Origin of the sequence: Rhizobium herbae (assembly GCF_019511375.1) — a bacterium.
Classification (GTDB): domain Bacteria; phylum Pseudomonadota; class Alphaproteobacteria; order Rhizobiales; family Rhizobiaceae; genus Pararhizobium; species Pararhizobium herbae_A.
Map to the genome: position 1 here is coordinate 391014 of NZ_JAEUAO010000002.1, position 23235 is coordinate 414248.

Consider the following 23235-nt stretch of genomic DNA (forward strand, 5'->3'; position numbering starts at 1 on the left):
GCCGGCATGGCATGCAATCCTGGATCCTGATCACCATCGCGGCGGCGTTCCTGCAGAATATCCGCTCCGCCATGCAGAAACACCTCAAGGGCGTCATGGGCACGACCGGCGCGACTTTCGTGCGCTTCGGTTACGGCCTGCCCTTTGCGTTCGCCTATCTCGCGATTCTCTGGTGCGGTTTCGGCCGGCCGCTGCCTGTTCCGGACGGGCAGTTCTTTCTGTGGGCGGTGATCGGTGGGTTCGCGCAGATCGCCGCAACCTTTCTTCTGGTACACCTGTTCTCCTTCCGCAATTTTGCGGTCGGAACCGCCTATTCGCGCACCGAGCCGGCGCAGGCGGCGGTGTTCGGGCTGATCTTCCTCGGCGAGGCGGCAAGCCAGGGCACGCTGATTGCCATTGCCATATCGGTCATCGGCGTGATGATCATTTCGGTGGCGCGCACGCCGCTCAGCGTCACATCGCTGGTGACGTCGGTCTTTACCCGCACGGCCGGCATCGGACTGATGTCGGGCACCTTTTTCGGCCTGTCGGCGGTGTCCTACCGCTCCGCCTCGCTGGCGCTGGCGCCGAGCCTGCCCGCGCCGGATTTTGTCGTGCAGGCGAGCTTTACGCTTTGCTTTGTCATCCTGTTGCAGACCTTGACGATGCTTGTCTGGCTCGTGATCCGCGAACCGGAGGAACTGAAGCGCGTGATCACCGCCTGGAGGCCGGGCCTGCTGGTCGGCTTTGCCGGGGCCTCTGCGTCCTTCGGCTGGTTCATGGCGATGACGCTGCAGCAGGCGGCGATCGTCAAGGTGGTGGCGCAGGTCGAGATGCTGTTCACCTTCGCTTCCGCCGTCTTCATCTTTCGCGAATGGATCAACCGGCTGGAGGTGATCGGCTGCCTGCTGATCGTACTCGGCGTCGTCATGCTGCTGGTGGTTTGACCGAACAGACCCGCGAAATCTGGCTGTCACCTCTGGCGCAGGTGGCGGCTTTTGCGGCATGACGTTCACCGGGAATGTTTTCGGAGGAAAAACGATGAACCAGGTGGAAAAGGCAAAGGTGTTCGCAGAGCTGCACCGCAAGGGTGATCCGGTGGTGCTCTACAATATCTGGGATGCCGGCAGCGCCACGGCCGTTGCAGAAGCCGGCGCCAAGGCGCTGGCGACCGGGAGCTGGTCGGTGGCGGCTGCCAACGGTTATGGCGACGGACAGGACATTCCGCTGCTGCAGCTTGTCGATATCGCCCGCTCCATCGTCGCGGCGACCGACCTGCCGGTGTCGATCGATTTCGAAGGCGGCTATGCCGAAGATGCCGCCGAGGTCGCGCTGAACGTCGGGCGGGTGATCGACGTCGGTGCCGTCGGCATCAATTTCGAGGACCAGGTGGTCGGCGGCAGCGGCCTGCATACGCTCGAGGCGCAGGCGGCAAGGATCGAGGCAATCCGCGCGACGGCCGAGCAGAAGGGCGTGCCCTTCTTCATCAATTCCCGCACCGATCTGTTCCTTAAAGTCTCCGATCCCGTCCGCCACGCCCCCCTGGTGGACGAGGCGATCGAGCGGGCGGCGGCCTATGCCGAGGCCGGAGCCAGCGGCTTCTTCGTGCCGGGCCTGTCGAACCCGGACCTGATCGGCCGCGTCTGCGAGGCCGTCGCACTGCCGGTCAACATCATGATGCGGCCGGGCGTGCCGGACGTGCGCACACTTGCCGGACTAGGCGTTGCCCGCGTGAGCTATGGGCCGGGGCCGTACCGGGCGATGATCGAATGGCTGAAGGGCGAGGCGGCGAAGGTTTATCGGCAGGGCTGATTTTTTGCGACGGCGGGCCGTCCAGCCGTCTCCACGCAAGCCGCACCAACCTCGCTTACGGAACGATCAGCGTTCCCGCGCCCTGTTCGGTGAAGATTTCCAAAAGCACCGAATGGGCCGTCTTGCCGTTGAGGATGACGACGCCCTGGACGCCGGCCTTGATGGCGTCGATGCAGGTTTCGACCTTGGGGATCATGCCGCCGGAGATCGTGCCGTCGTTGATCAAGGCATGCGCCTGGGCGACGGAGAGTTCCTTGATCAGGTCACCGTTCTTGTCGAGTACGCCGGGGACGTCGGTCAGGAAGAGCAGGCGGGTGGCGTTGAGCGCCCCGGCGATGGCGCCGGCGAAGGTGTCGGCATTGATGTTGTAGGTATGGCCGTCTCGCCCGGGAGCAACCGGGGCGATGACCGGGATCATCTCCGAGCGGGCGAGCAGGTCGAGCAGGGTGCGGTCGACTTCGACGATCTCGCCGACGAAGCCGAGGTCGAGCACGCGCTCGATGTTGGAATCCGGGTCCTTGATGGTCTTCTTGGCCTTTTCGGCAAAGACCATGTTGCCGTCCTTGCCGCACAGCCCGATCGCCCATTCGCCGGTCTGGTTGATCAGCGCGACGATTTCCTTGTTGATGGAGCCGGCAAGCACCATTTCGACGATTTCGACGGTCTTGGCGTCCGTGACGCGCAGGCCGCCCTCGAATTTCGATTCGATGCCCATCTTCGTCAGCATCGCACCGATCTGCGGGCCGCCGCCATGGACGACGATCGGGTTGACGCCCGACTGCTTGAGCAGCGCGATATCCGCGGCAAAGGCCTTGCCGAGCTCGGGATTGCCCATGGCGTGGCCGCCATATTTGACGACGATCGTCTTGTTCTCGTAGCGCTGCATATAGGGCAGGGCCTTGGCGAGAAGATCGGCCTGGATTTCGCTCTCTGATGCGGACATGGGAATACCTCTGGAAAAAGCCGGGTGCTGTTTAGCGCAAGTTTCCGGCCGAGGGAATGTCCGCGCGAAAGATAACGCCAATGTGACATTGGTTTGGCTGGCCGGCTTTATCTGTGGCCCTCCCTTTTTATCCCCGGTTTCCCGCCCTATCTACGCCGCCACAGGGGCGAGGACTAAAAGCTTTCATGGCCAGTGACGATATTTCCACGCTGATCGGACGGGTTGCGCTGCGGGACCGTGCGGCGTTCTCGGCGCTCTACAGGCAGAGCAGCCCGAAACTTTTTGCCATTTGCGTGCGTATCTTGAAGGACAGGGCCGAAGCCGAAGAGGCGCTGCAGGAAATCTACGTCAAGATCTGGCAGCGCGCCGGCCGCTATGCCGCCGGCGAGACCAATCCGATGTCCTGGCTCTCGGCGATCGCGCGCAATCATGCGATCGACCAGTTGAGGGCGCGAAAGCCTGTGGCAAACACGATTGACGAAGCCTATGATCTGGCCGATTCTGCGCCCGATCCGGAAAAATCCGCCGTCAACGCGGCGGAAGGCCGCAAAATCGACAAGTGCATGGGCGAGCTTGAACCAGACCGCGCGGACGCGGTGCGCAAGGCCTATGTCGAAGGGCTGAGCTACCAGGAACTCGCCGGTCTTTTCGGCGTTCCGCTGAACACGATGCGAACATGGCTGCGCCGCAGCCTCCTCAAACTGAGAGAGTGCATGGAGCGATGACCACACAGGACCCCGAAAGCGGTGATTCCCGTCGCGACCAGGTGATCGCGGGCGAATATGTGCTTGGTGTTCTTTCTGCCGACGACCGCCGAAAGGTCGAGGCCCGCATGGTGCTCGACCGCGCCTTCGCGGCCATGGTCAAGCACTGGCAGAGCAATCTCTCCACCTTCGACGAGAGCTATGAGCCGCTGGCGCCATCGCCGCAGGTCTTCACCGCCATCGAGCGGCGGATCTTTGCCGATCAGTCGTCAGTTGCAGGCGGCGGATTGTGGAACTCTTTGGCCTTCTGGCGGATTTTGACGCTCGCCTCCATCGGCGGCTTCATCACCTTCGCCACCTTTGCCTCCGGCATTCTGGAGCCGGTGAGCGAGAAGAAGCGAGCGCTGGTGGCCGAGCTTGCGGGCGAGGGCAGCGCGGCGATCAACCTTATGGCGCAGTACGACGCTGCCACCGGGGCGCTGACGGTGACGCCGGTTGCTGCCCGGCAGGCGCAGGCCAAGTCGCTGGAGGTCTGGCTGATCGAGGGCGACAATCCGGCCAAGTCCCTTGGCGTCCTGCCGCAGACGGGCGAAGGCGAGATCGTCATCGCGCCGGAACTGCGCGCGAAGGTGGGCGAGGGTGTCACGCTCGCCGTCAGCGTCGAACCGTTCGGCGGCTCGCCGACAGGCAGAGCAACGGGACCGGTTGTTGCCGCGGGCAAGACGCGTCTTCCTTGAGACTGTTTTCGAATGTCAGTCATAGCTGACCGAATGCTGCGCCCCGCTGCGCAGCATTTTTCGCAGTGCGCTCCTGATAACTTAAAAAAGCGCTTTTATTCCAGACTGTTGGCAATTTCCGAATTTTCCTGAAACTCTTTTGTCAGGGCTCCCGTTATTCGCTTCGTCTCTGCGCAGAGAACATGAACTCCAGAAAATTGGCAGAGACCCGCAGGCCGGGTCCGAGATCAACAGGAAGGAAAAGAGATGTTCAAGTCCATGCTGAGGACAGTGACCGTTGCTTCGATACTGGCTGCCGGCGCCTTTGCCGCCCACGCCGGAAATCCGTCGGTCGGCGGCGCGCCGATGTACGACAACAAGAATATCATCGAAAATGCGGTGAATTCGAAGGATCACACGACGCTGGTCGCGGCCGTCAAGGCTGCCGGTCTGGTCGAGACGCTTCAGGGCGCCGGGCCGTTCACGGTGTTTGCCCCGGTCAATTCGGCTTTTGACGCGCTGCCTGCCGGCACCGTCGAAACGCTCCTGAAGCCGGAAAGCAAGGACATGCTGACCAAGGTGCTGACCTGCCATGTGGTATCGGCCAATGCGATGTCCGATGCCATCGGCAAGATGGTGATGGACGATGGCGGCACGCATGATGTCAAGACGGTCGGCGGCTGCGTGCTGAAGGCCAAGGCCGATGGCGGCAAGATCACGCTCACCGACGAAACCGGCGGCGTGGCAACCGTCACGATCGCCGACGTCAAGCAGTCGAACGGCGTGATTCACGTCATCGACAAGGTGCTGCTGCCGAAGGGCTGACCTGGTCGGCAACGCATCTGCGGGCCGGGAACCAGTCTTTTCCGGCCTGCTGCAAGGTTTCCAAACATGCAGCAATTCGAAGCGCTACAGTGTCTTTGTGCGTCATGTCACAGTGGCCGCGTCACCCCCCTCTGCCCTGCCGGGCATCTCCCCCCTTGAGGGGGAGATGTCACGAAGTGACAGAGGGGGTATTTCCCACGCTGTCGTGTACTGTGGTCATGTTTGACGCGCGGCGCCGTAGTGGCCACCGGTGCCTTTTCCGGTGGCCTTTTTCATGTTCAAGCGTTTCCTCACGCGGGATTGATCGGCATTTGTTTTGCCGTCCGCAGCCGGGAACATTAGGTTCACTGCAAAGCATTGCCGGCACATCCGGCAGACGGGAGAACGATCATGACACGCCGCGGCTTCTTTCTTCTTTCCGGCACCGCCATCCTCGCCGCCGCCGCCTTTCGCGGCTTCACGCGAAACAGCGTTGCTTCGGAAACGGGCGAAACATTCGAGGTGACGAAGACCGACGCGGAATGGAAGGCGATCCTGACGGACGAGCAGTACCGCATCCTGCGCCACGAGGACACCGAGCGGCCTTTTACCAGCGCGTTCAACACCGAGAAGCGCAAGGGCATCTTCCATTGCGCCGGCTGCGATCTGCCGGTCTATTCCTCGGAGGCGAAATATGACAGCGGCACGGGCTGGCCGAGCTTCTGGGAGGCGCTGCCGAACGCCATCGGCACGCGCGAGGACACCTCGCTGTTCATGACGCGCACCGAGTGCCATTGCCGCCGCTGCGGCGGGCATCTCGGCCATATCTTCGACGACGGCCCGCCGCCGACCGGCATGCGCCACTGCATCAACGGCATGGCGTTGACGTTTTCGCCGGCGACGGCGGCCTGAACTCGTGTCAGAACGTACCCGGTGTCGGCGATTGCGGCTGGGTCCCCGAGAGCGCTGCCTGTAGCCTCGCTTCCTGCTCCGGCGCGAGCGAGGTCTTGAGAACCTTGCCGCGCAAGCCAGAAAATTCCGCCAGCACTTTTTCCGGCTGCACCTTGCGCACGAGGACGAACAGCGCCGAGGAGTTGTTGGGAATGGTCTCGCTCAGGGACTTGATGAAATCGTCATCGATGCCGTAGTCGGCAAGCGAGCCCGAAAGAGCGCCGGTGCCGGCTCCAATTGCGCCGCCGATGGCAAAACCGGCCAGCGGGTTGAGGAACAGCAGGCCGACGAGGCCACCCCACAGCGAACCGCTCAACAGGCCGGAGGTGGCGCCGATCGTGGCCAGATTGACGCTCTGCTTCAGGTGAACCTTGCCGGTTTCGTCACGCACGACGACGACGGCATCCTCGAGGTCGATGAGGTATTCCTTCTTCAGCGTGTTCAGCTTCAGAAGCACCCTGTCGGCTTCTTCCATGTTGTCGAAGCCGATGACAATCAGATCAGACATGTTGTTTCTCCCTCAACGCGTGACGTCTCCAGGGCTGCCGAACGGCAATCCCGGCGGGAAGATAGAGCACAATTGATGTCGGGGTAGTGTGACAGCCCGGTTAGCTGGCGATTGCGGTCCGGATGGCGCCGCGCAGTTCCTCGAGGCCGTTGCCCTTGTCCGAGGAGGTGGAGAGGACTTCCGGGAAGGCAGCCGGTCTTTTCCGGATCTTTTCCAGCGTCTCGGCAATCAGCCTTGGAACCGCCGGCTCCTTGATCTTGTCGGTTTTGGTCAGGACGATCTGGTAGGACACCGCCGCCTTGTCGAGCAGGGAGAGCACGTCCTCGTCGTTCTTCTTGATGCCGTGGCGGCTGTCGATCAGCACATAGACGCGCTTCAGCGTCGAGCGGCCGCGCAGATAGTCGAAGACCAGCTTGGTCCAGGCATCGACATGTTCCTTCGGCGCCTGCGCATAGCCGTAGCCGGGCATGTCGACGAGCGCCATCGGAGGCAGGTCGCCGGCTTCGCCGGAGTAACCGTCAGGTACGAAATAGTTGAGCTCCTGGGTGCGGCCCGGGGTGTTGGAGGTGCGGGCGAGACCCTTCTGCCCGACCAGCGCGTTGATCAGCGACGACTTGCCGACATTGGAGCGGCCGGCAAAGGCGATCTCCAGCGGACCTTCCGGCGGCAGGAACTTCATCGACGGCACGCCGCGAATGAATATCCACGGCCGCCCGAAGAGGGGCTTGTCGTCCTGCGGCTTGATGTCTGTCATGGCGTCCTGTCCTTGGTCTGCCCACGACTTCGCGGTTTTGCGCCGCCAAGTCAAGGAGAGTTGCGCGCCTGGCGACTTTGCTCAGCCAAGCGCTCTTCTCTGCCGCCACAGCTCGACGCTGAGATAGGAGAGAAGGGCGGTGAGCACGACCGTTCCGCCGACTATGGCATTCGAGCTCGGGATCTCGCCGTGGAAAAGGGCCACCCAGAGTGGCGCAAGAACGGTTTCAGCCGTTCCCAAAAGGGCGGCGAGCGCGGACGGGATGAGCCGTGCGCCGGTCACGAACAGCGCGAGGCCGAGGCCGAAATTGAGCGCGCCGAAGGTCACGAGGATGCCGAGCTCGGGCAGTGTGACCGCGAGGCCGGAGGACATGAGCGCCGCGACCGTGCCGGCTACGATGGTGCCGAAGCAGGCGGCCGGCGTCATGCGGACATGGGCGTAGCGGCGGGTAATCACGGTGGCGAGCGCAAAGACGAAGGCGATGAGCATGGCAAGCGCATCGCCGACCGGCGAGACCGCGCCGCTTATCGAATCCGAAACCATGATGGCGACGCCGCCGATCACGGCTGCGATGGCAAGCCATGTCAGGCGCGAAATACGCTCGCGGAAGACGAGCCAGCTGATGAGCGCGGCGATCAGCGGTACGCCCGCCTGGATCAGCACAACATTGGCGACGGTGGTGTAGGCAAGTGCCAGGATGAACGAGGTCGAGGCGATGGCGAAGCAGAGCCCGACGGCGATCCCGGGCAGGCCCATGTTGCGGAAAAGTGTCGCTGTGCCGCGCGGGCCATCGCGCAGAAGCATGAAGCCGAGGAGAAAGAGGGCCGCAAACAGCGACCGCCAGAAGACGACGGTCCAGCCCTCAAGCGCAAGGAACCGCGCCAGCGTGCCGCTGAAGCTCCAGACGACGGCCGAGCCGATGAGCAGCAGTGAGCCCTGAAGGTTTTGTGATCCTGCGGCTACGGATTGCGGCAAGGCGGAAGGTTGCGACATGGCAGGAATCCGGTTGGAGACGGCGGGAAGTCTAGACGCGATTTGCGGTGCGGACGCCGACAGGCGCGACACGCTGTTGTCGCAAACTTCATGCGTCACGGAAAGGCTGCGACCCCTTATCGAACCGATACCAAGCGCGACTGTCAGCGTGCTCAAATCGCGTCCAGAAGCAGTGCGCGATGCGCGCGCAGAGCGTTGCTGCGGATGCCACAAAGGCGGCCTTGGCTTCCAGCAGCCGGAAAAACAAAAGGCTCCGGAGGCGATCCGGAGCCTTTGCACGCAACTCGCGCCGGCCTATTCGGCCGGTTTGGGTTTCCTGGAGAACAGGCCCTTGAGATTGTCGAACAGTTCGATCTTGACGCCGTGGCGCCTCATGATGACCGCCTGCTGGGCGATCGACAGGGTGTTGTTCCAGGCCCAGTAAATGACCAGGCCGGCCGGGAAGCTCGCCAGCATGAAGGTGAAGACGACCGGCATCCAGGTGAACAGCATCGCCTGGGTCGGATCCGGCGGCGTCGGGTTCATGCGCATCTGCAGGAACATGGTGACACCCATGATCAACGGCCAGACGCCGATCAAAAGCATGTGCGGCACTTCGAACGGAAGGAGGCCGAAGAGGTTGAAGATCGAGGTCGGATCCGGCGCGGACAGATCCTGGATCCAGCCGAAGAACGGCGCGTGACGCATCTCGATGGTGACGTAGATCACCTTGTAGAGCGCGAAGAACACCGGGATCTGCAACAGGATGGGCCAGCAGCCGGCGATCGGGTTGATCTTCTCGTCCTTGTAGAGCTGCATCATCGCCTGCTGCAGCGCCATGCGGTCGTCGCCGTGCTTCTTCTTCAGTTCCTCCATCTTCGGCTGGACCTTCTTCATGTTCGCCATCGAAGCGTACTGCTTCGAGGCAAGCGGGAAGAACAGCGCCTTGACGACGATGGTGGTCAGAAGGATCGCCACGCCGAAATTGCCGAAGTAACGGAAGAAGAAATCCATCAGTTTGAACATCGGCTTGGTGATGAAGTAGAACCAGCCCCAGTCGATCAAGAGGTCGAACTGCGGAATGGAATAGGACTTCTCGTAACCATCGACCAACGGAACCTGCTTGGCGCCGGCGAAAACCAGGGCCTTCAGATCGGTCGATTGGCCAGGAGCGATCGTGATTGCATCCTGCTTGTAGTCAGCCTGGTAGCGCGGACGCCCGTCGGGGAAATGCGCGAACTTCGCTTCGTATGGCGTCGCCTGCGGCGGCACGATCGTGGCCGCCCAGTATTTGTCAGTGATGCCGAGCCAGCCGGTCGTCGTCTTGCCGGGCTGGATCGGTGCTTCGTCCTCGACCTTGCCATAGGCCACCTCGGTGAGGCCATGCTCGCCGATCACGCCGATGAAGCCTTCATGAAGCACGTAGATGCTCGGTGTCGTCGGCTTGTTGAAGCGGGTGACGCGGCCGTAGGAGGACAGCGAAACCGGAGCGCCGCTGCCGTTGTTGATGGTATCGGTGATCTGGAACATGAAGTGTTCGTCGACCGAGATGGTGCGGGTGAAGACCACGCCCTTCTCGTTGGTGAAGGTCAGCACCACCGGTGTCGCCGGCGTCAGCTTTTCGCCGCTCTTGACCGACCAGACGGTCGCCGGACCGGGAACCGTGCCGCTCGCCTCGTTGCCGATATAGCCGAGTTCGGTAAAATAGCCGTCCTTGCTGTCGGCCGGGCTGAAGAGCGTGATGATCGGGCTCTTGTCGTCGACGGTCTCGTGATATTCCTTGAGCTTCAGGTCGTCCAGGCGGGCGCCGGTCAGGTTGATCGAGCCGCTGAGCGCCGGCGTGTCGATGGTCACGCGGGCCGATTTGGCGATCGCCTGTTCGCGGCTCTCGTTGCCGCCGGGAACCGCGCCGGCCGGGGTCTGCCCGGTCGCTGCCTGTCCGGTCGCTGTCTGCCCTGCCGTTGTCTGGTTGCCGGCTGCCGGATTGGCCTGGGTGGTCTGCTCCGCCGCAATTCGCTCCTTCTCTATCTTCGGATTGATGTAGAGAAACTGCCAGGCGATCAGGATGAGCACCGACAGGGCAATCGCCACGAAGTAGTTGCGGTTATTTTCCATCATTCTTTCCTGAAGCCGGCCGGCTGCGGCCGTGAATTTTCTGCTTGTTTTCGATCCGCTCGCGGAGCCCTCCCACCAGCCGCTCGAAGGGAGCGTTGAGGAGGTCGCGTCTGGCGACAATCACATAGTCGTGTCCGGGCTTCATTGCAAACCCGGCAGACAGCCGCACCGCCTCTTTCAGGCGCCGGCGCATCCGGTTGCGTTCCACGGCATTGCCGTGCTTCTTGGTGACGGTGAAGCCGCAGCGGGGCTGGCTCTCCGGCTCGCCACGATCGAGAACCTCGAGCAGGAACAACGGGCCTTTCCGCTGCTCCCCTTTGCGCACAGCAAGAAACTGCGGCCGGCTTTTCAGCCGCCCGACAGTCGATTTTGGATTATTTGACGTCATGTGCCCGCATTCTTTCCTCGGGCCCGATCGGCTTAAGCCGACAGACGCTTGCGGCCACGTGCCCGGCGGGCAACGATAACCTTGCGGCCACCCTTGGTGGCGATACGTGCACGGAAGCCGTGACGGCGCTTGCGAACAAGCTTGGACGGTTGATAGGTACGCTTCGACATTTATTTTAATACCGCGGTGTGCGGCCCTTCTTGGGTTTGCTTTTAAGCAAGGGAGCGTTACGTTCCGGCCACGGCTTTGCGCGGGGCGCAAGGGGACTTGTCCGGACGTGGGGCGGCTTATAAGAGCAAAGACGCGCGAAAGTCAATTGCCGGCGCAGAAAAGCTGGGATTTGCACGTTTCAGGCGCTCCGGATGGCGCCGGGCGCCACGCGATCTGCGTCGGTGGATTCAATGCAAGATTGAAAAATTAGAGCGTATTAATATAAGAGGCTGAAGAAACCCCTAAGGCGGGACCCCCACAATTCTACCGGTCCAGGAAGTGCTTCGTTAATCATCCTTGACTTAGTGTCTCCGCATATAACCAAGCCTGCAAGTTGCCGCTTTCAGGCCTTTTGCAGGTTGCGAGGAGACGGGTACGCATGAAAATTCGAGGTAAGATCTATCTCATCGTCGGCGTGATGAGCCTGATCACGCTGGCCGTGACGGGCATGGCGCTGACGGTGATCACGCAATACAATGCAAGGCTCGTCCAGTTCGACAATGCCTCGGATCGTGCCTTCAACGGCGAGCGCCTGAACCGCCTGGTGACCGCGGTGGTGATGGAATCGCGCGGCATCTACGCGGCCCCGACGGTCGAGAAATCCAAGTCCTTCGCCGAAGGCCTGATGAAGAACCTCGGCAAGATGGATGCGCTTCTCGCCGACTGGCGGCCGCTGGTGCCGCCGGAGGAACTGCCGGCGTTCGAGGCCGTGGTCAAGCGTGCCGCCGAATTCCGCACCTTCCGTACGGAGACGGCGCGGCTCAGCCAGGAGGTCTCGCCGCAGGCTGCCAACGAGCAGGGCAACAACGAACTCAACCGCGCCAACCGCAAGGCCTTCCAGGCCGAGATCGACGCTGTCGTGGACGCGGACCGCGCCGCGCTGGAGGCAATCCAGGAAGACCTGGGCGCCATCGAAAGACAGATGATCCTGATCGTCCTCGTGACGGCCGCCATCGGTCTTGTTGCCGGCCTTGGCATCGCCTTCTACATCGGCACGAAGGAACTGAGCCAGCCGATCGTCAGGCTGACGGGTACGATGAAGCGGCTCGCCGAGGGCGATCTCGACGCCGACGTGCCGTTTGCCGGCCGCAAGGACGAGATCGGCGAAATGGCCGCTACCGTCGAAGTCTTCAAGCGCAACGGTCTTGCGGTGCGCGAACTCAATGCCCAGGAAACGGCGCTGCGCCAAAAGAGTGCCGACCTGCAGTCGAGCATCGCGGTGGTCGTTGCCGCGGCCGCCGCCGGCGATTTCACCCGCCGCATCAACAAGGACTACGACGACGCCGACCTCAATCGCTTCGCTGCAAGCGTCAACGAACTGGTCGCAAGCGTCGACAGCGGCATCAACGAGACGCGGCGCGTCATCGCCAGCCTCGCCGCCGGCGACCTGACGCAGGACATGAACGGCACCTTCCACGGCGCCTTCGCCGAACTGCAGCAGAACGTCAACGATACGCTGTCGACCCTGCAAAATACGCTGCGCGAGATCCGCACCACGACCGATTCGATCAACGGCAACTCGATCGAACTGCGCTCCGCCGCCGACGACCTGGCCAAGCGAACCGAGCAGCAGGCAGCATCGCTCGAACAAACGTCGGCGGCGCTGGAGGAAATCACCGTCGCCGTCCGCAACTCGACCGACCGCGCCCAGGAGGCGACCGTCATGGTCACCGAAGCCAAGCAGAGTGCCGCCCAGTCCGGCGAAGTGGTCCGCAATGCGGTCGACGCCATGGGCCGCATCGAGCAGGCCTCCAGCGAAATCGGCCAGATCACCAACGTCATCGACGAGATCGCCTTCCAGACCAACCTTCTGGCGCTCAACGCCGGTGTCGAGGCGGCGCGGGCCGGCGATGCGGGCAAGGGCTTTGCCGTCGTCGCGCAGGAGGTTCGCGAGCTTGCCCAGCGCGCCGCAAGCGCCGCCAAGGACATCAAGGCGCTGATTTCAAAATCCGGTTCGGAAGTGGCAACCGGCGTCAAGCTCGTGCAGGAGACCGGCCAGGTTCTCGGCGAGATCGAGACGCGGGTGCTGAAGATCAACGACCACATCCACTCGATCGCCACCGCCGCCCGCGAACAGTCGACGGGTCTCAGCGAAGTCAGCATCGCTGTCAACCAGATGGATCACGTGACGCAGCAGAACGCCGCCATGGTCGAGGAAGCAAACGCCGCCACCCACAAGCTCTCGGCCGAAACCGACAACCTCGCCCGGTTGATCTCGCACTTCAAGCTCAACGATGCCCCGCCGAGCGCGGTCGTCGCACCGGTCCGCGAAAACGCCCGTCCGGTTGCCTCGCCGGCCCGCAAGATGCTCGGCACCGTCGCCCGTGCCTTCGGTGGCGGCTCGGCGAGCGCCGCCGTGTCGAAGGACAATTGGGAAGAATTCTGACCCGGTTTCCTGTGACGCGCTGAACAATCGTCCCGCGGCGATCCGCTATCGCCGCGGGATTTTTGCATGTGCAGCCACGGCGAGTTTTTCGCCGCGATTATTAATGGAGCGCGTCAAGCTCAGTCGCAGCGGCATATGGCACCGCCCCATCCCATGCGACCATGACGGAGATTGGAAAACGTGCAGGCATCGCCTATTATAAAGCTCTGACACGTAAGCCGTTCGCCCGTGCCGTCATCCGGCTGCCGCGGCGTCCCGGCCGGGGCGGGAACGCGCAAAGAACATGACGGCAGAAAAGACAGGGGCCGCAGCCTTCCACAAGCCACCACGGCGGACCGGCTTTTTTCGCGGGCTTTCCGGCAGGCTGCTGCTGCTCACGGTATCGTTCGTCATGCTCGCCGAAGTGCTGATCTTCGTGCCATCCGTCGCCAACATGCGCATTCGCTGGCTGGAAGACCGGCTCAACACGGCGGCTGCAGCCGGCGTGGTGGTCGACGGCCTCCAGGATGTGCAGCTCTCGCGGCCGCTGCAGGAGGAAACCCTGATGGCGACGGGGACCAAGGCGATCGTGCTCAGGCGCAAGGATGAATCTCGGCTGATCGCCGCCGAGGACATGCCGCCGGAAGTCGATGCGCAGTACGACGTCGCGGCGATGACGCCGCTTGCCGCCATCCGCGACGCCTTCGACACGCTGCTGTTCGGCGGCGACAAGGTGGTGCGGATCTACGGGCCCGTGGGAGACAGCGACGCGATCATCGAGGTGGTGATGGAGGATCAGAGCCTGCGCAAGGCGATGCTGATCTATTCCCGCAACATGTTTTTCCTCTCTCTGGCGATTTCGCTGTTCACCGCCACGCTGATTTTCCTGGCGATTCGCCGCCTGATGATTGCGCCAATCCGGCGGATGACCGCCAACATGCAGGACTTTTCGGCCGACCCTGCCGATCCCGCCCGCGTGCTTGACCCGGCGCCCGGCGAAGACGAGCTATCGGTTGCCGGCCAGCATCTCGCGGCCATGCAGCGGCAGTTGCAGAAGACCCTGAAGCAGCAGAAGAACCTCGCCGATCTCGGCCTTGCCGTGTCGAAGATCAACCATGACATGCGCAACATCCTGTCGTCGGCACAATTGATCTCGGACCGGCTGGCCGATGTCGACGATCCGATCGTCAAGCGCTTCGCCCCGACGCTGTTGCGCACCATCGACCGCGCCGTCGGCTATACGACCGAGGTGCTCTCTTACGGCCGCACCACCGAGCCGGCGCCGCACCGGCGTTTCGTCAGGCTTCGGCTGCTGGTCAGCGACGTCGCCGAAATGCTGGCGATCGACCCGAATGCAGGCATCGATTTCCGCATCCAGATCGCCGACGATCTGCAGGTCGATGCCGACAGCGAGCAGTTGTTCCGTATCGTCCACAATATCTGCCGCAACGCCGTGCAGGCGCTGATGAACGATCCGGGCGAGGCAGGTTCCCCTCGCGTCATCACCGTTGCGGCAATGCGCACCGGCAGCGTCGTCAGCATCTCCGTGGATGATACCGGTCCCGGCATGCCGCCGAAGGCACGGGAAAACCTGTTCGCCGCCTTCCGCGGCTCGGCCCGCTCTGGCGGCACGGGGCTCGGACTGGCGATCGCCCGCGAACTGGTGCTTGCCCATGGCGGCACCATCGCGCTCGTCGAAAAGCCGACGCCGGGAACGCTGTTCCGCATCGAGCTGCCGGACCGGCCGGTGCCGCTCGATGCGTTCCGCTCCAAGACCCGGCCCTGATCGCAGCGGGTTTTGGGCGCTCGCCGGTTGAAAATGACAGGGCAATGACAGCTCTCAAAGAAGATCTGCCTGCTTTTCCAAAGCGATAGCCATATTGCAGCGCAAAAAAGAAACTTTTTGCGGAAATTCGCTTGCATTCCCCGGTTGGACGTTTTAGAGGATCGCCACGCAAGCGGTGATCACCGCCGTGCCACGCACCCGTAGCTCAGCTGGATAGAGCACCAGACTACGAATCTGGGGGTCAGGAGTTCGAATCTCTTCGGGTGCGCCATTTTTCTTCGCCTTGATTTCGCTTAGATCTTCACTGGGCGCGCGAATAACACCATGAACTACCCTGGTGTTTGCTCTAGGAAGCGCGCGCAAACCGGCCAGGTGGCTGGCCAACATGCCGACTGAAGGCCGTACTGAACGTGCTGGCCGATCCGTAACCGACGCGTTCGGCAACTTCAGCGATTTCGATTCCCTGCCGGCGAAGAAGGTCTTTTGCCAGCGCCATCCGCCACGACAGCAGATATTCCATGGGCGGCACCCCGACATTGCGCGCGAAGCGGTCGAAAAATGCTGAGCGAGACAGCGCAGCCTCTTTTGCTAGATCGGCCATGGTCCAAGGACGAGCGGGATCGGCATGCATCTGCCTTATGCTCGCCGCCAGCCTGGCATCGCCGAGACCTCGCAGCAATCCTACAGGAGCGTCGGGCGTCTGCGTAAGCCGCAATGCGTCCACCAGCAAAATCTCGACGAGCCGTGTGAGTACCAATGTGCGCCCCGGTCGATCCGATGAGGCTTCGTCGATCAAGAGCCGGACCAGTGTCGACAACCGCTCGATGCCGCGGCAGTGAACCTGCTCTGGCAGCAGCGACAACAGCAGGCCAGAATCCTCGCCGCCGAAAAGGAAGTAGCCGCCGATAATGCGAACACTCGGCGGGCCGTCCTGCCGGCCGTGGCGAACCTCGCCGGTCGCATTCGCCGCAGCGTGGGGATCAATGATTTCCGGGGTGACCTGTTCGAAGCCGGACATTGTGAAGCCGGGCGTCGTCGGCAGGAGAACAAAATCGCCCGCGTTCAGGACCAATTCCTTTTGACGATCGACAGCCAGCCGGCAGGAGCCTTCAATCACAATGGCAAAGCTCGGATGACCGAAGTCGCTGTAGCGGACGCCCCATCGTCCCGCGCCGCTGATCCCTTTGGTGAATACGGCGTGAGGACGGAGCAGACCTATGACTTCAGAGAGCGGATCGACCATTTTTGGACCATAGCAAACAAAAATTGGACTTTCAATTATAGATAGTCCAGATGCTCGGCTTTAGCATGGATTCATGGACAACAAGGAGATGAAGCCATGAAAACCATATTGATTACCGGCTGCTCGTCGGGCTACGGTCTCGAGACTGCTCGCTACTTTCTTTCAAAACAGTGGAACGTCATTGCGACTATGCGCACCCCCCGCGAGGGCATCCTGCCGCCCTCGGAAAATCTGCGCATCCTGCGCCTGAACGTTACGAGCGAGGCCAGCATCAAAGGGGCCATCGAAACCGCCGGGCCCATCGATGTGCTGGTCAACAACGCGGGCATCGGCGTCGTAGGCGCCTTTGAAGCAACGCCCCTATCTCACATTCGGAAAGTGTTCGACACCAACACCTTCGGTGTCATGGCCATGACCCAGGCTGTCATCCCGCAGATGCGCGAGCGCCGGTCGGGCGCGATCATAAACGTAACGTCAAGCGTGACCCTGGCCCCGATGCCGTTGGCGGCGGCCTACACCGCCAGCAAGCAGGCCATCGAGGGCTTCACCGGCTCGCTCGCGCACGAGCTGGCGCACTTCAACATCATCGCCAAGCTTGTGGAGCCCGGCTACGCGCCCACCACGCAGTTTGCCCAGAACACCTCTGTGCGTGTGGAAGACCTCATTCCGGAGGATTACGCCGCCTTTGCAGGCCCGATCTTCGAGGCGTTCGCGAAACCGGCTCTGACTACTAGGGAAATCGATGTGGCTGAAGCCGTATGGCGGGCGGTCAACGATACCACCGGCACGTTGCGCTTTCCGGCGGGACCGGACGCGGTAGCGCTTTCCCGCGCGGCGTAGCCAATGGCCTCGCGCCGGTCAATGAAACATGAGGCTTGCGCGAGGCCGTATAATGGTTCCCAGTTTCATCCTCTCTGGCGCGCCATTTTTCTGCAAGCAACAACAAGAGCTTAACGTATAGGCGAAGGCTTGCCGTAAGTGGCGTTGCCTGGGTTGCACGCGCTGTCTGGTAAGGCAGCGTGTCGAGGGCGCTGGTTGGAACCGGCGGCGCGCCAGCGTCCGCAGGCGGCTACTATTCGAGCGTTTTGGGCCTTGCGACCGGTTCCGACCAATCGCCCGGTGGCCAGGGCTGCCATCTGCGTGGAGCTCAGTGCCGCGAGTTGCGCGGTGGCGAGGCTTGCGATTGCGTGCCCGTCTGGTTGAGCGCCGTCATCGGCGTCGACCTTGTCCCGCTGGTTGATGATGTACGTCGACATGGCTTCCAGGAACCTGCAAGGCGACAAGCCCAACGCAAGCTAGTGCCGATAGAAGTCCTGCGGATAGACGCCAGCGTCAGGCCGCCTGTTTGCGAGATATCCATGCTCATCAATAATGCATTCGCCTCAGACCGCGTTTCGCCCCTCGCCAGCGTGTTGGAGCGGGCGCGAACCCAACAGTTGTCGCTCGCAGAGTTGTTTCAGATCGCGGAAAGCCTGAACGCTGCCGGGCAAAGGCCGCAGGCAGCCGAGCTCTACAAGACCTGGATCGCGTTCAACGATGCCAATGCCCTCCTGCATCTCGCTTATTTCAACTATTCGGTCACCCTGCGGCAGATGGGCGATGTTGCCAGCTCGATCCATGCGTTGCGCGCCTGCTTGAAGATCGAGCCGCGCTTCGGGCAGGCCCATGTCAACCTCGGCCGTGCGCTGGAGGATTGCGGCCTGACCGTCCAGGCCGTCCAGCAATGGCGCAGCTTTGTCGAGGCGACGGCCGAGATCACCGCCGGACAGGTCAGCCACCGCCTGATGATGCTCCAGCACATCGGCCGCGTTCTGGAGAGCTCGGGCCAGATGGAAGAGGCGGAAACGGCCCTGTGGCAGGCGATCGAACTGCGGCCCGACAAGACCGAGGCGGGCCAGCACTGGACGTCGCTGCGGCAGCGGCAGTGCAAGTGGCCGGTCCTGGTCGCATCGGACCACGTCTCGACCCGCCAGTTGCTGGATGCGATGTCGCCCCTTACTCTCGCTTGCCATGTCGACGACCCGCTGTTCCAGCTCGCCAAAGCCTACCGCTACAACAAAGCGCTGGTCGGGCGGCCGGATCTCAGCGGCTTCCAGCGCAAGCCGCTGCGGCAGAAATCGGGAACCAGGCAGCGCTTGCGCGTCGGCTATCTGTCCTCGGATCTGCGCGAGCACGCGGTCGGCTTCGCGCTCAGCGAGGTTCTGGAGCTGCATGACAAGAGCAGCGTCGAAATCTTTGCCTACTATTGCGGCGATCCCCGCCCGAACGATGCGACGCAGGAGCGGATCAGGAACGCGGTCGATTGCTGGCGCGATATCGCCGCGGTCGACGACCTCGAAGCGGCAGCGCAAATCGTTGCCGACGAAATCGACGTCCTCGTCGACGTCAACGGCTACACCAAGCATGCACGGACCAAGATCTTCGCCTATCGGCCCGCACCGGTGATCGTCAATTTCTGCGGCTACCCGGGTTCCATGGGCAGCCCGTTCCATCAGTACATGATCGCCGACGGGCACATCGTCCCGCCGGAGAACGAGATCTACTATTCCGAAAAGGTGCTGCGGATTGCCTGCAACCAGCCGGTCGACCGCAAGCGGCTGATTGCCGCGCCGCCAAGCCGGACGCAGGCCGGTCTGCCGGAGGATGCTTTCGTCTATGCGTGCTTCAACGGCATGCAGAAGATCAACGCCAGCTGCTTTGCCCGCTGGATGGCAATCCTTTCGCAGACGCCGGGCAGCGTGCTGTGGCTGCTGGGAGGGGATGCGGACGTCAACCAGCGGCTTCGCCAGGCAGCCGTGCAAAGCGGCGTGGCGGCCGAGCGGCTCATTTTCGCACCCAAGGCGGACAATCCGAACCATCTCGCGCGCATCGGCCTGGCCGACCTCTTCCTCGACACTTTTCCCTATGGCGCGCATTCCACCGCGGCAGACGCGATCACCATGGGGTTGCCGATCGTGACGATGACCGGGAAAAGCTTCGCCGCGCGTTTCTGCGGCAGCATCATCTCGGCCGCCGGCGTCCCGGAACTGATCTGCAGCACGCCGGACGACTACGTACGCCGGGCCATCGCCTTCGAGCGTGACCGCAAGAGCCTCGCGACGGTGAGGGAATCGCTGCAGCGCCACCGCGAGACTAGCGCGCTGCGCGATATTCCGGCGCTCGCACGCCGCCTCGAGCAATTGTTCTGGCAGATGCAGGGCGAGGCCGAGCGCGGCGAAACGCCGGTGCCCGACCTGCGCAATCTCGACGTCTATTATGAAATCGGCACCGAGGTTGTGTCGGCGAACATCGACTTCGAGGATGATCGCGCCTACCGGCGCCGGTATCTCGAGAAACTGGCCAAATGGAACGAGTATGCGCCGCTTGCCCGCGATGGCCGCTTGTGGACGGACCCGACGGCTTAAGGACTGGTCTGGAATGCGCGCGAACGGAAAAATTGCCGTGGTGGGAGCCGGCCTGTCGGGTGCAGTGATCGGGCGTGACCTGGCGCAGGCGGGCCACCAGGTCGAGATCTTCGACACCCGCGATCATATCGCCGGAAACTGCCATACGCAGCGCGACCAGGCGACCGGAGTGATGGTCCATGTCTACGGGCCGCACATTTTCCACACGGACGACACCGAGGTCTGGAACTATGTGAACAGCTTCCAGCGGTTTCTGCCCTACAAGAACCGCGTCAAGACGACGAGCAATGGCCAAGTCTATTCGCTGCCCGTCAACCTCCATACGATCAACCAGTTTTTCGGCAAGAATTTCAGACCGGACGAGGCGCGCGCTTTCATCGAAGAACAGGCCGACAAGTCCATCAGCGAGCCAAAGACGTTCGAGGAGCAAGCGCTGCGCTTTGTTGGACAAGACCTGTATGAGGCCTTCTTCAAAGGTTATACCCAAAAGCAGTGGGGTTGCTCGCCGACGGAATTGCCGGCTTCCGTCCTGAAGCGGCTTCCCGTGCGTTTCAACTATGACGACAACTATTTCTTCCACAAATATCAGGGCATGCCTGAAAACGGCTATACCCGGATGGTCGAACATATCCTCGACCATCCCAACATCACGGTCAAACTCGGCACGCATTTTGACCGTGCCGAAGGAAAAGACTTCAGGCATGTCTTCTATTCCGGCCCGCTCGACGGCTATTTCAACTACGAGTTTGGCCGGCTCGGTTATCGCACCCTCGATTTCGAGCGGTTTACCTACGACGGGGACTATCAGGGCTGCGCGGTCATGAACTATGCAGACGTCTCCGTGCCCTACACGCGGATCACCGAACACAAGCACTTCTCTCCCTGGGAAGAGCACGCCGGTTCAGTCTGCTATCGGGAAACCGCCCGCGTTTGCGGCCCTGAAGACATCGCCTACTATCCGATACGCCTGGTCAAGGAGAAGGAGCAGCTTGCCGACTATGTGGCGCGCGCCGAGCAGGAAGCCTCCGTCACCTTCGTCGGGCGGCTGGGTACTTACCGTTATCTCGACATGGATGTGACGATTCGCGAGGCTCTCGACACGGCACGGCTCTATCTTTCCCGTTTGGCCGAGAGCGCGCCGATGCCCGCGTTTCTGCATTCGCCGGTGTGACGGACACCCAAGATCGTCTTGATCCGGTCTTCGGCGGATGCTCGCCGGCGCCTCCTCATCTGTGGCATGTCTCCCGCGGATCTCAGGACTGCGCAACAATGTCGAGCGTCCGCTGGTCGGCTTCACCGCCGAAATAGCGGTCGATCGCGGTCGTGAACGGCTCTGGATCGCTGGCCGCTTCGCGAAACAGCGTCATCGACGAGTGCAGCTTCATGTCGTCCGGCGAGCCGAAGATCTGGTGCGCGGTGCGGCCGCGCACGGCGTTGACCGTGCGGGTGCACTGGATCAGACGGCTGCCGAGCAGCGGATGCGCGAGATAGGCGCGGGCTTCATCGAGGGACGAAATGGCAAACCGTTGGGCGGTCGGCGAATGACCGAGGCCGGCGATCTGCGGAAAGATGAACCACATCCAGTGGCTTTCCTTGCGGCCGTGTTCCAGTTCGCGAAGGACCGTTTCATAGACCGGTTCCTGCGCCTCGACGAAGCGGGAGAGACGATAGGGATCGTTCATCGGCTGCACCTCGACCATCCGGGAGGGCCGCGCCAAACCTCCGGCGCGGCTCAGATCGTCACCACTTCTGGTGAACGTGAACCTTGATCAAACGCTCATAGACGTCGGCGAGTTCCGCCATCGTTTCCTCGGGAAGTGCGGGAACGTCGCTGGCGGCGGCATTCGCCTTGGCCTGCGCCGCGTTGCGGGCACCGGGGATGACGACCGAGACGGCGGGGCTCTGGAGGATCCAGGCGAGCGCGAACTGCGCCATGGAGACACCCTGCGGCACCAGTGGCCGCACCTGCTCGACGGCCTCGAGCGCGACTTCGAGCGGCACGCCGGCGAAGGTCTCGCCGACATCGAAGAACTCGCCGTGGCGGTTGTACTTGCGATGGTCGTCATCGGCAAATTTGGTATCGGCGGTGATCTTGCCGGACAGCAGCCCGGAGGCCAGCGGCACACGGACGATGATGCCGACATTCTTCTTCTGCGCCTGTTCGAAGAACAGGTCATGCGGACGCTGGCGGAAGATATTGTAGATGATCTGGATCGTCGCGACGCCGGGATATTCGATCGCCTTCAGCCCCTCCTCGACGGTGGAGACCGAGACGCCATAATTGCGGATCTTGCCCTTGGCGATCAGGCCATCCAGCGCGCCGAACAGGTCCGGACGGTAGAAGACCTCCGTCGGCGGGCAATGAAGCTGGACGAGATCGAGCGTCGCAACGCCGAGATTGGTAAGGCTGCGGTCGATGAAGGCTTCGATATTGGCGCCGGTATAACCATCGGCGACATGGGGGCTCAGTCGGCGGCCGGCCTTGGTGGCGACGAATGGCTTGTTCCCGCCGCGTTCCTTGAGCACCGAAGCGATGATCTTTTCCGAGCGGCCGTCGCCGTAAACGTCGGCCGTATCGATGAAGGTGACGCCGGCATCGAGCGCGGCATTCAGCGCCCGTTTGCCGTCCTCCTCCGAGACATCGCCCCAGGCGCCGCCGATCTGCCACGCGCCGAAGCCGATTTCGGAAATAGTGGCGCCGGTGCGCCCAAGAGTTCTACTTTTCATGTGTGATTCCTCGCCGGGCGGCGGCGCGCCCCTCAATCCGGCCAAACGAAACCGGGGTTTCTTGCTTTACCTTTTGTTTTTATTCCGAATGTGACGGAGGAGCCAGTGCACAAACTTGCGCGGACGCGCGATTTTGAGAAAAATGGTTCTTGTTTTCAAAGTGTTATAACACTTCTGCGTGGAGGCGAAAATCAACCTTCCAATTTAAGAGCCGCCCGGCCGCGGCTGAGATCGAGTATGGCCGCCGCCACGGCCTCGCAGGCATGCTTGGGAATTTGCAGGCAGAGGTTGGCACCGGTGCCGGTAAAGGTCTCGCCCGTGATCGTCACGCCCATGCCGGCAAGCCGGGCCTTGATCAATGACAGATCGGAAAATGCGCAGCCGACCGTACCGCTGACGGTCGCGATGACCTCCGTCTTCTCCGCCGCGCGCAGGCACAGGGCCGCCGTGCCGCCATAGGCGCGGATGAGGCCGCCGCTGCCGAGCAGGGTGCCGCCGAACCAGCGCACGACGAGGGCAGCGACATGATCGAGCGACTGGCCGTCGATCGCCTGCAGGATCGGCTTTCCGGCCGTACCGCTCGGCTCGCCGTCATCGTTGAAGCGATAGGTCTGGCCGATGCGGAAGGCCCAGCAATTGTGGGTCGCCGTCGGGTCGGAATGGCGCGCGATGAAATCCCTGGCTTCGTCCTCGTTCGCGACGGGGCCGCAGATCGCCAGGAAGCGGCTTTTCTTGATTTCCTGCGTGTGGGTTGCAGTGTCTTTCAGGGTGTACATGGCTGCGTTATGGCAGGGAAGCGGGGAGCAAGGAAACCCCCTCTGTCGGCTGTGCCGGCATCTCCCCCTGAAGGGGGA

At 62.4% G+C, this 23235-nt stretch carries 22 protein-coding genes and 1 tRNA gene; 12 read left to right on the forward strand and 11 right to left on the reverse strand.

All coding sequences use genetic code 11. The features are described 5' to 3' along the window. Positions 1 to 11 precede the first annotated feature (11 nt). A complete protein-coding gene (locus tag JNB71_RS09105; protein WP_220371504.1) occupies positions 12 to 926 on the forward strand; it encodes an EamA family transporter in 915 nt (304 codons plus the stop codon). Positions 927 to 1020: 94 nt separating this feature from the next. Further along, the gene (locus JNB71_RS09110) at positions 1021 to 1791 is read left to right on the forward strand and encodes an isocitrate lyase/PEP mutase family protein (protein ID WP_220371505.1); all 771 of its coding nucleotides are present in this window, start codon (positions 1021 to 1023) and stop codon (positions 1789 to 1791) included. A 55-nt stretch (positions 1792 to 1846) separates the two neighbouring features. Here JNB71_RS09110 and argB read toward each other — a convergent pair whose 3' ends face one another. After that, positions 1847 to 2734 (reverse strand): acetylglutamate kinase, encoded by an 888-nt coding sequence (gene argB, locus JNB71_RS09115; RefSeq protein ID WP_220371506.1) that lies wholly within the window; start codon positions 2732 to 2734, stop codon positions 1847 to 1849. Between the two features lie 185 nt (positions 2735 to 2919). Between argB and JNB71_RS09120 the strand changes: the two genes are divergently transcribed. From JNB71_RS09120 to msrB, 4 genes are all read left to right on the forward strand, one after another. Further along, positions 2920 to 3459, forward strand: a complete 540-nt coding sequence (locus JNB71_RS09120) for a sigma-70 family RNA polymerase sigma factor (protein WP_220371507.1) — start codon at positions 2920 to 2922, stop codon at positions 3457 to 3459. Then, complete coding sequence (locus JNB71_RS09125) at positions 3456 to 4175, forward strand: anti-sigma factor (RefSeq protein WP_220371508.1); 720 nt, start codon at positions 3456 to 3458, stop codon at positions 4173 to 4175. Before JNB71_RS09120 ends, JNB71_RS09125 begins: the two co-directional genes overlap by 4 nt. 246 nt (positions 4176 to 4421) lie before the next feature. After that, positions 4422 to 4979, forward strand: coding sequence for a fasciclin domain-containing protein (locus JNB71_RS09130; RefSeq protein ID WP_220371509.1), 558 nt, complete (start codon positions 4422 to 4424; stop codon positions 4977 to 4979). Between the two features lie 390 nt (positions 4980 to 5369). After that, positions 5370 to 5870: a peptide-methionine (R)-S-oxide reductase MsrB gene (gene msrB / locus JNB71_RS09135; protein ID WP_220371510.1), complete on the forward strand. Its 501-nt coding sequence runs from the start codon at positions 5370 to 5372 to the stop codon at positions 5868 to 5870. Between the two features lie 7 nt (positions 5871 to 5877). On the opposite strand, the gene JNB71_RS09140 is transcribed toward msrB, so the two are convergent. The 6 genes from JNB71_RS09140 to rpmH form a co-directional block, all read right to left on the reverse strand. Further along, positions 5878 to 6417, reverse strand: a complete 540-nt coding sequence (locus JNB71_RS09140; RefSeq protein WP_220371511.1) for a DUF1269 domain-containing protein — start codon at positions 6415 to 6417, stop codon at positions 5878 to 5880. A gap of 100 nt (positions 6418 to 6517) precedes the next feature. Continuing rightward, positions 6518 to 7171 carry a ribosome biogenesis GTP-binding protein YihA/YsxC gene (yihA, locus tag JNB71_RS09145; protein WP_112859257.1) on the reverse strand — a complete coding sequence of 218 codons (654 nt, stop codon included), beginning with the start codon at positions 7169 to 7171 and terminating at the stop codon, positions 6518 to 6520. Positions 7172 to 7252: 81 nt separating this feature from the next. After that, the gene (locus JNB71_RS09150; protein WP_220371512.1) at positions 7253 to 8164 is read right to left on the reverse strand and encodes a DMT family transporter; all 912 of its coding nucleotides are present in this window, start codon (positions 8162 to 8164) and stop codon (positions 7253 to 7255) included. 294 nt (positions 8165 to 8458) lie between these two features. Continuing rightward, positions 8459 to 10258: a membrane protein insertase YidC gene (yidC, locus tag JNB71_RS09155; protein WP_220371513.1), complete on the reverse strand. Its 1800-nt coding sequence runs from the start codon at positions 10256 to 10258 to the stop codon at positions 8459 to 8461. After that, complete coding sequence (gene rnpA, locus JNB71_RS09160) at positions 10248 to 10646, reverse strand: ribonuclease P protein component (protein WP_112851537.1); 399 nt, start codon at positions 10644 to 10646, stop codon at positions 10248 to 10250. Before rnpA ends, yidC begins: the two co-directional genes overlap by 11 nt. Before the next feature lie 32 nt (positions 10647 to 10678). Further along, a complete protein-coding gene (gene rpmH, locus JNB71_RS09165; protein ID WP_018323967.1) occupies positions 10679 to 10816 on the reverse strand; it encodes a 50S ribosomal protein L34 in 138 nt (45 codons plus the stop codon). A 419-nt stretch (positions 10817 to 11235) separates the two neighbouring features. On the opposite strand from rpmH, the gene JNB71_RS09170 reads away from it, so the two are divergent. The 3 genes from JNB71_RS09170 to JNB71_RS09180 all read left to right on the forward strand — a co-directional run bounded on the left by JNB71_RS09170 (position 11236) and on the right by JNB71_RS09180 (position 15278). Then, a complete protein-coding gene (locus JNB71_RS09170; RefSeq protein ID WP_220371514.1) occupies positions 11236 to 13242 on the forward strand; it encodes a methyl-accepting chemotaxis protein in 2007 nt (668 codons plus the stop codon). Positions 13243 to 13525: 283 nt separating this feature from the next. Further along, on the forward strand, positions 13526 to 15007 hold the full coding sequence (locus JNB71_RS09175) for an ATP-binding protein (protein WP_220371515.1): 1482 nt from the start codon (positions 13526 to 13528) through the stop codon (positions 15005 to 15007). A 194-nt stretch (positions 15008 to 15201) separates the two neighbouring features. Next, positions 15202 to 15278, forward strand: a tRNA-Arg gene (locus JNB71_RS09180). Positions 15279 to 15353: 75 nt separating this feature from the next. Here JNB71_RS09180 and JNB71_RS09185 read toward each other — a convergent pair. Next, a complete protein-coding gene (locus JNB71_RS09185) occupies positions 15354 to 16250 on the reverse strand; it encodes an AraC family transcriptional regulator (RefSeq protein WP_220371516.1) in 897 nt (298 codons plus the stop codon). A gap of 96 nt (positions 16251 to 16346) precedes the next feature. On the opposite strand from JNB71_RS09185, the gene JNB71_RS09190 reads away from it, so the two are divergent. The 3 genes from JNB71_RS09190 (at position 16347) to glf (ending at position 20825) form a co-directional block, all read left to right on the forward strand. Beyond that, positions 16347 to 17090 carry an SDR family oxidoreductase gene (locus JNB71_RS09190; RefSeq protein WP_220371517.1) on the forward strand — a complete coding sequence of 248 codons (744 nt, stop codon included), beginning with the start codon at positions 16347 to 16349 and terminating at the stop codon, positions 17088 to 17090. Positions 17091 to 17608: 518 nt separating this feature from the next. Beyond that, the gene (locus JNB71_RS09195; RefSeq protein WP_220371518.1) at positions 17609 to 19654 is read left to right on the forward strand and encodes a glycosyl transferase; all 2046 of its coding nucleotides are present in this window, start codon (positions 17609 to 17611) and stop codon (positions 19652 to 19654) included. 13 nt (positions 19655 to 19667) lie between these two features. Then, a complete protein-coding gene (gene glf, locus JNB71_RS09200) occupies positions 19668 to 20825 on the forward strand; it encodes a UDP-galactopyranose mutase (RefSeq protein WP_220371519.1) in 1158 nt (385 codons plus the stop codon). 82 nt (positions 20826 to 20907) lie between these two features. Here the strand turns inward: glf and JNB71_RS09205 are convergent, their stop codons facing one another. From JNB71_RS09205 to JNB71_RS09215, 3 genes are all read right to left on the reverse strand, one after another. Continuing rightward, positions 20908 to 21336 (reverse strand): DUF1810 domain-containing protein, encoded by a 429-nt coding sequence (locus JNB71_RS09205; RefSeq protein ID WP_220371520.1) that lies wholly within the window; start codon positions 21334 to 21336, stop codon positions 20908 to 20910. 58 nt (positions 21337 to 21394) lie between these two features. Next, positions 21395 to 22381 carry an aldo/keto reductase gene (locus tag JNB71_RS09210; protein ID WP_220371521.1) on the reverse strand — a complete coding sequence of 329 codons (987 nt, stop codon included), beginning with the start codon at positions 22379 to 22381 and terminating at the stop codon, positions 21395 to 21397. 191 nt (positions 22382 to 22572) lie between these two features. Beyond that, on the reverse strand, positions 22573 to 23157 hold the full coding sequence (locus tag JNB71_RS09215; RefSeq protein WP_220371522.1) for an IMPACT family protein: 585 nt from the start codon (positions 23155 to 23157) through the stop codon (positions 22573 to 22575). Positions 23158 to 23235 lie beyond the last annotated feature (78 nt).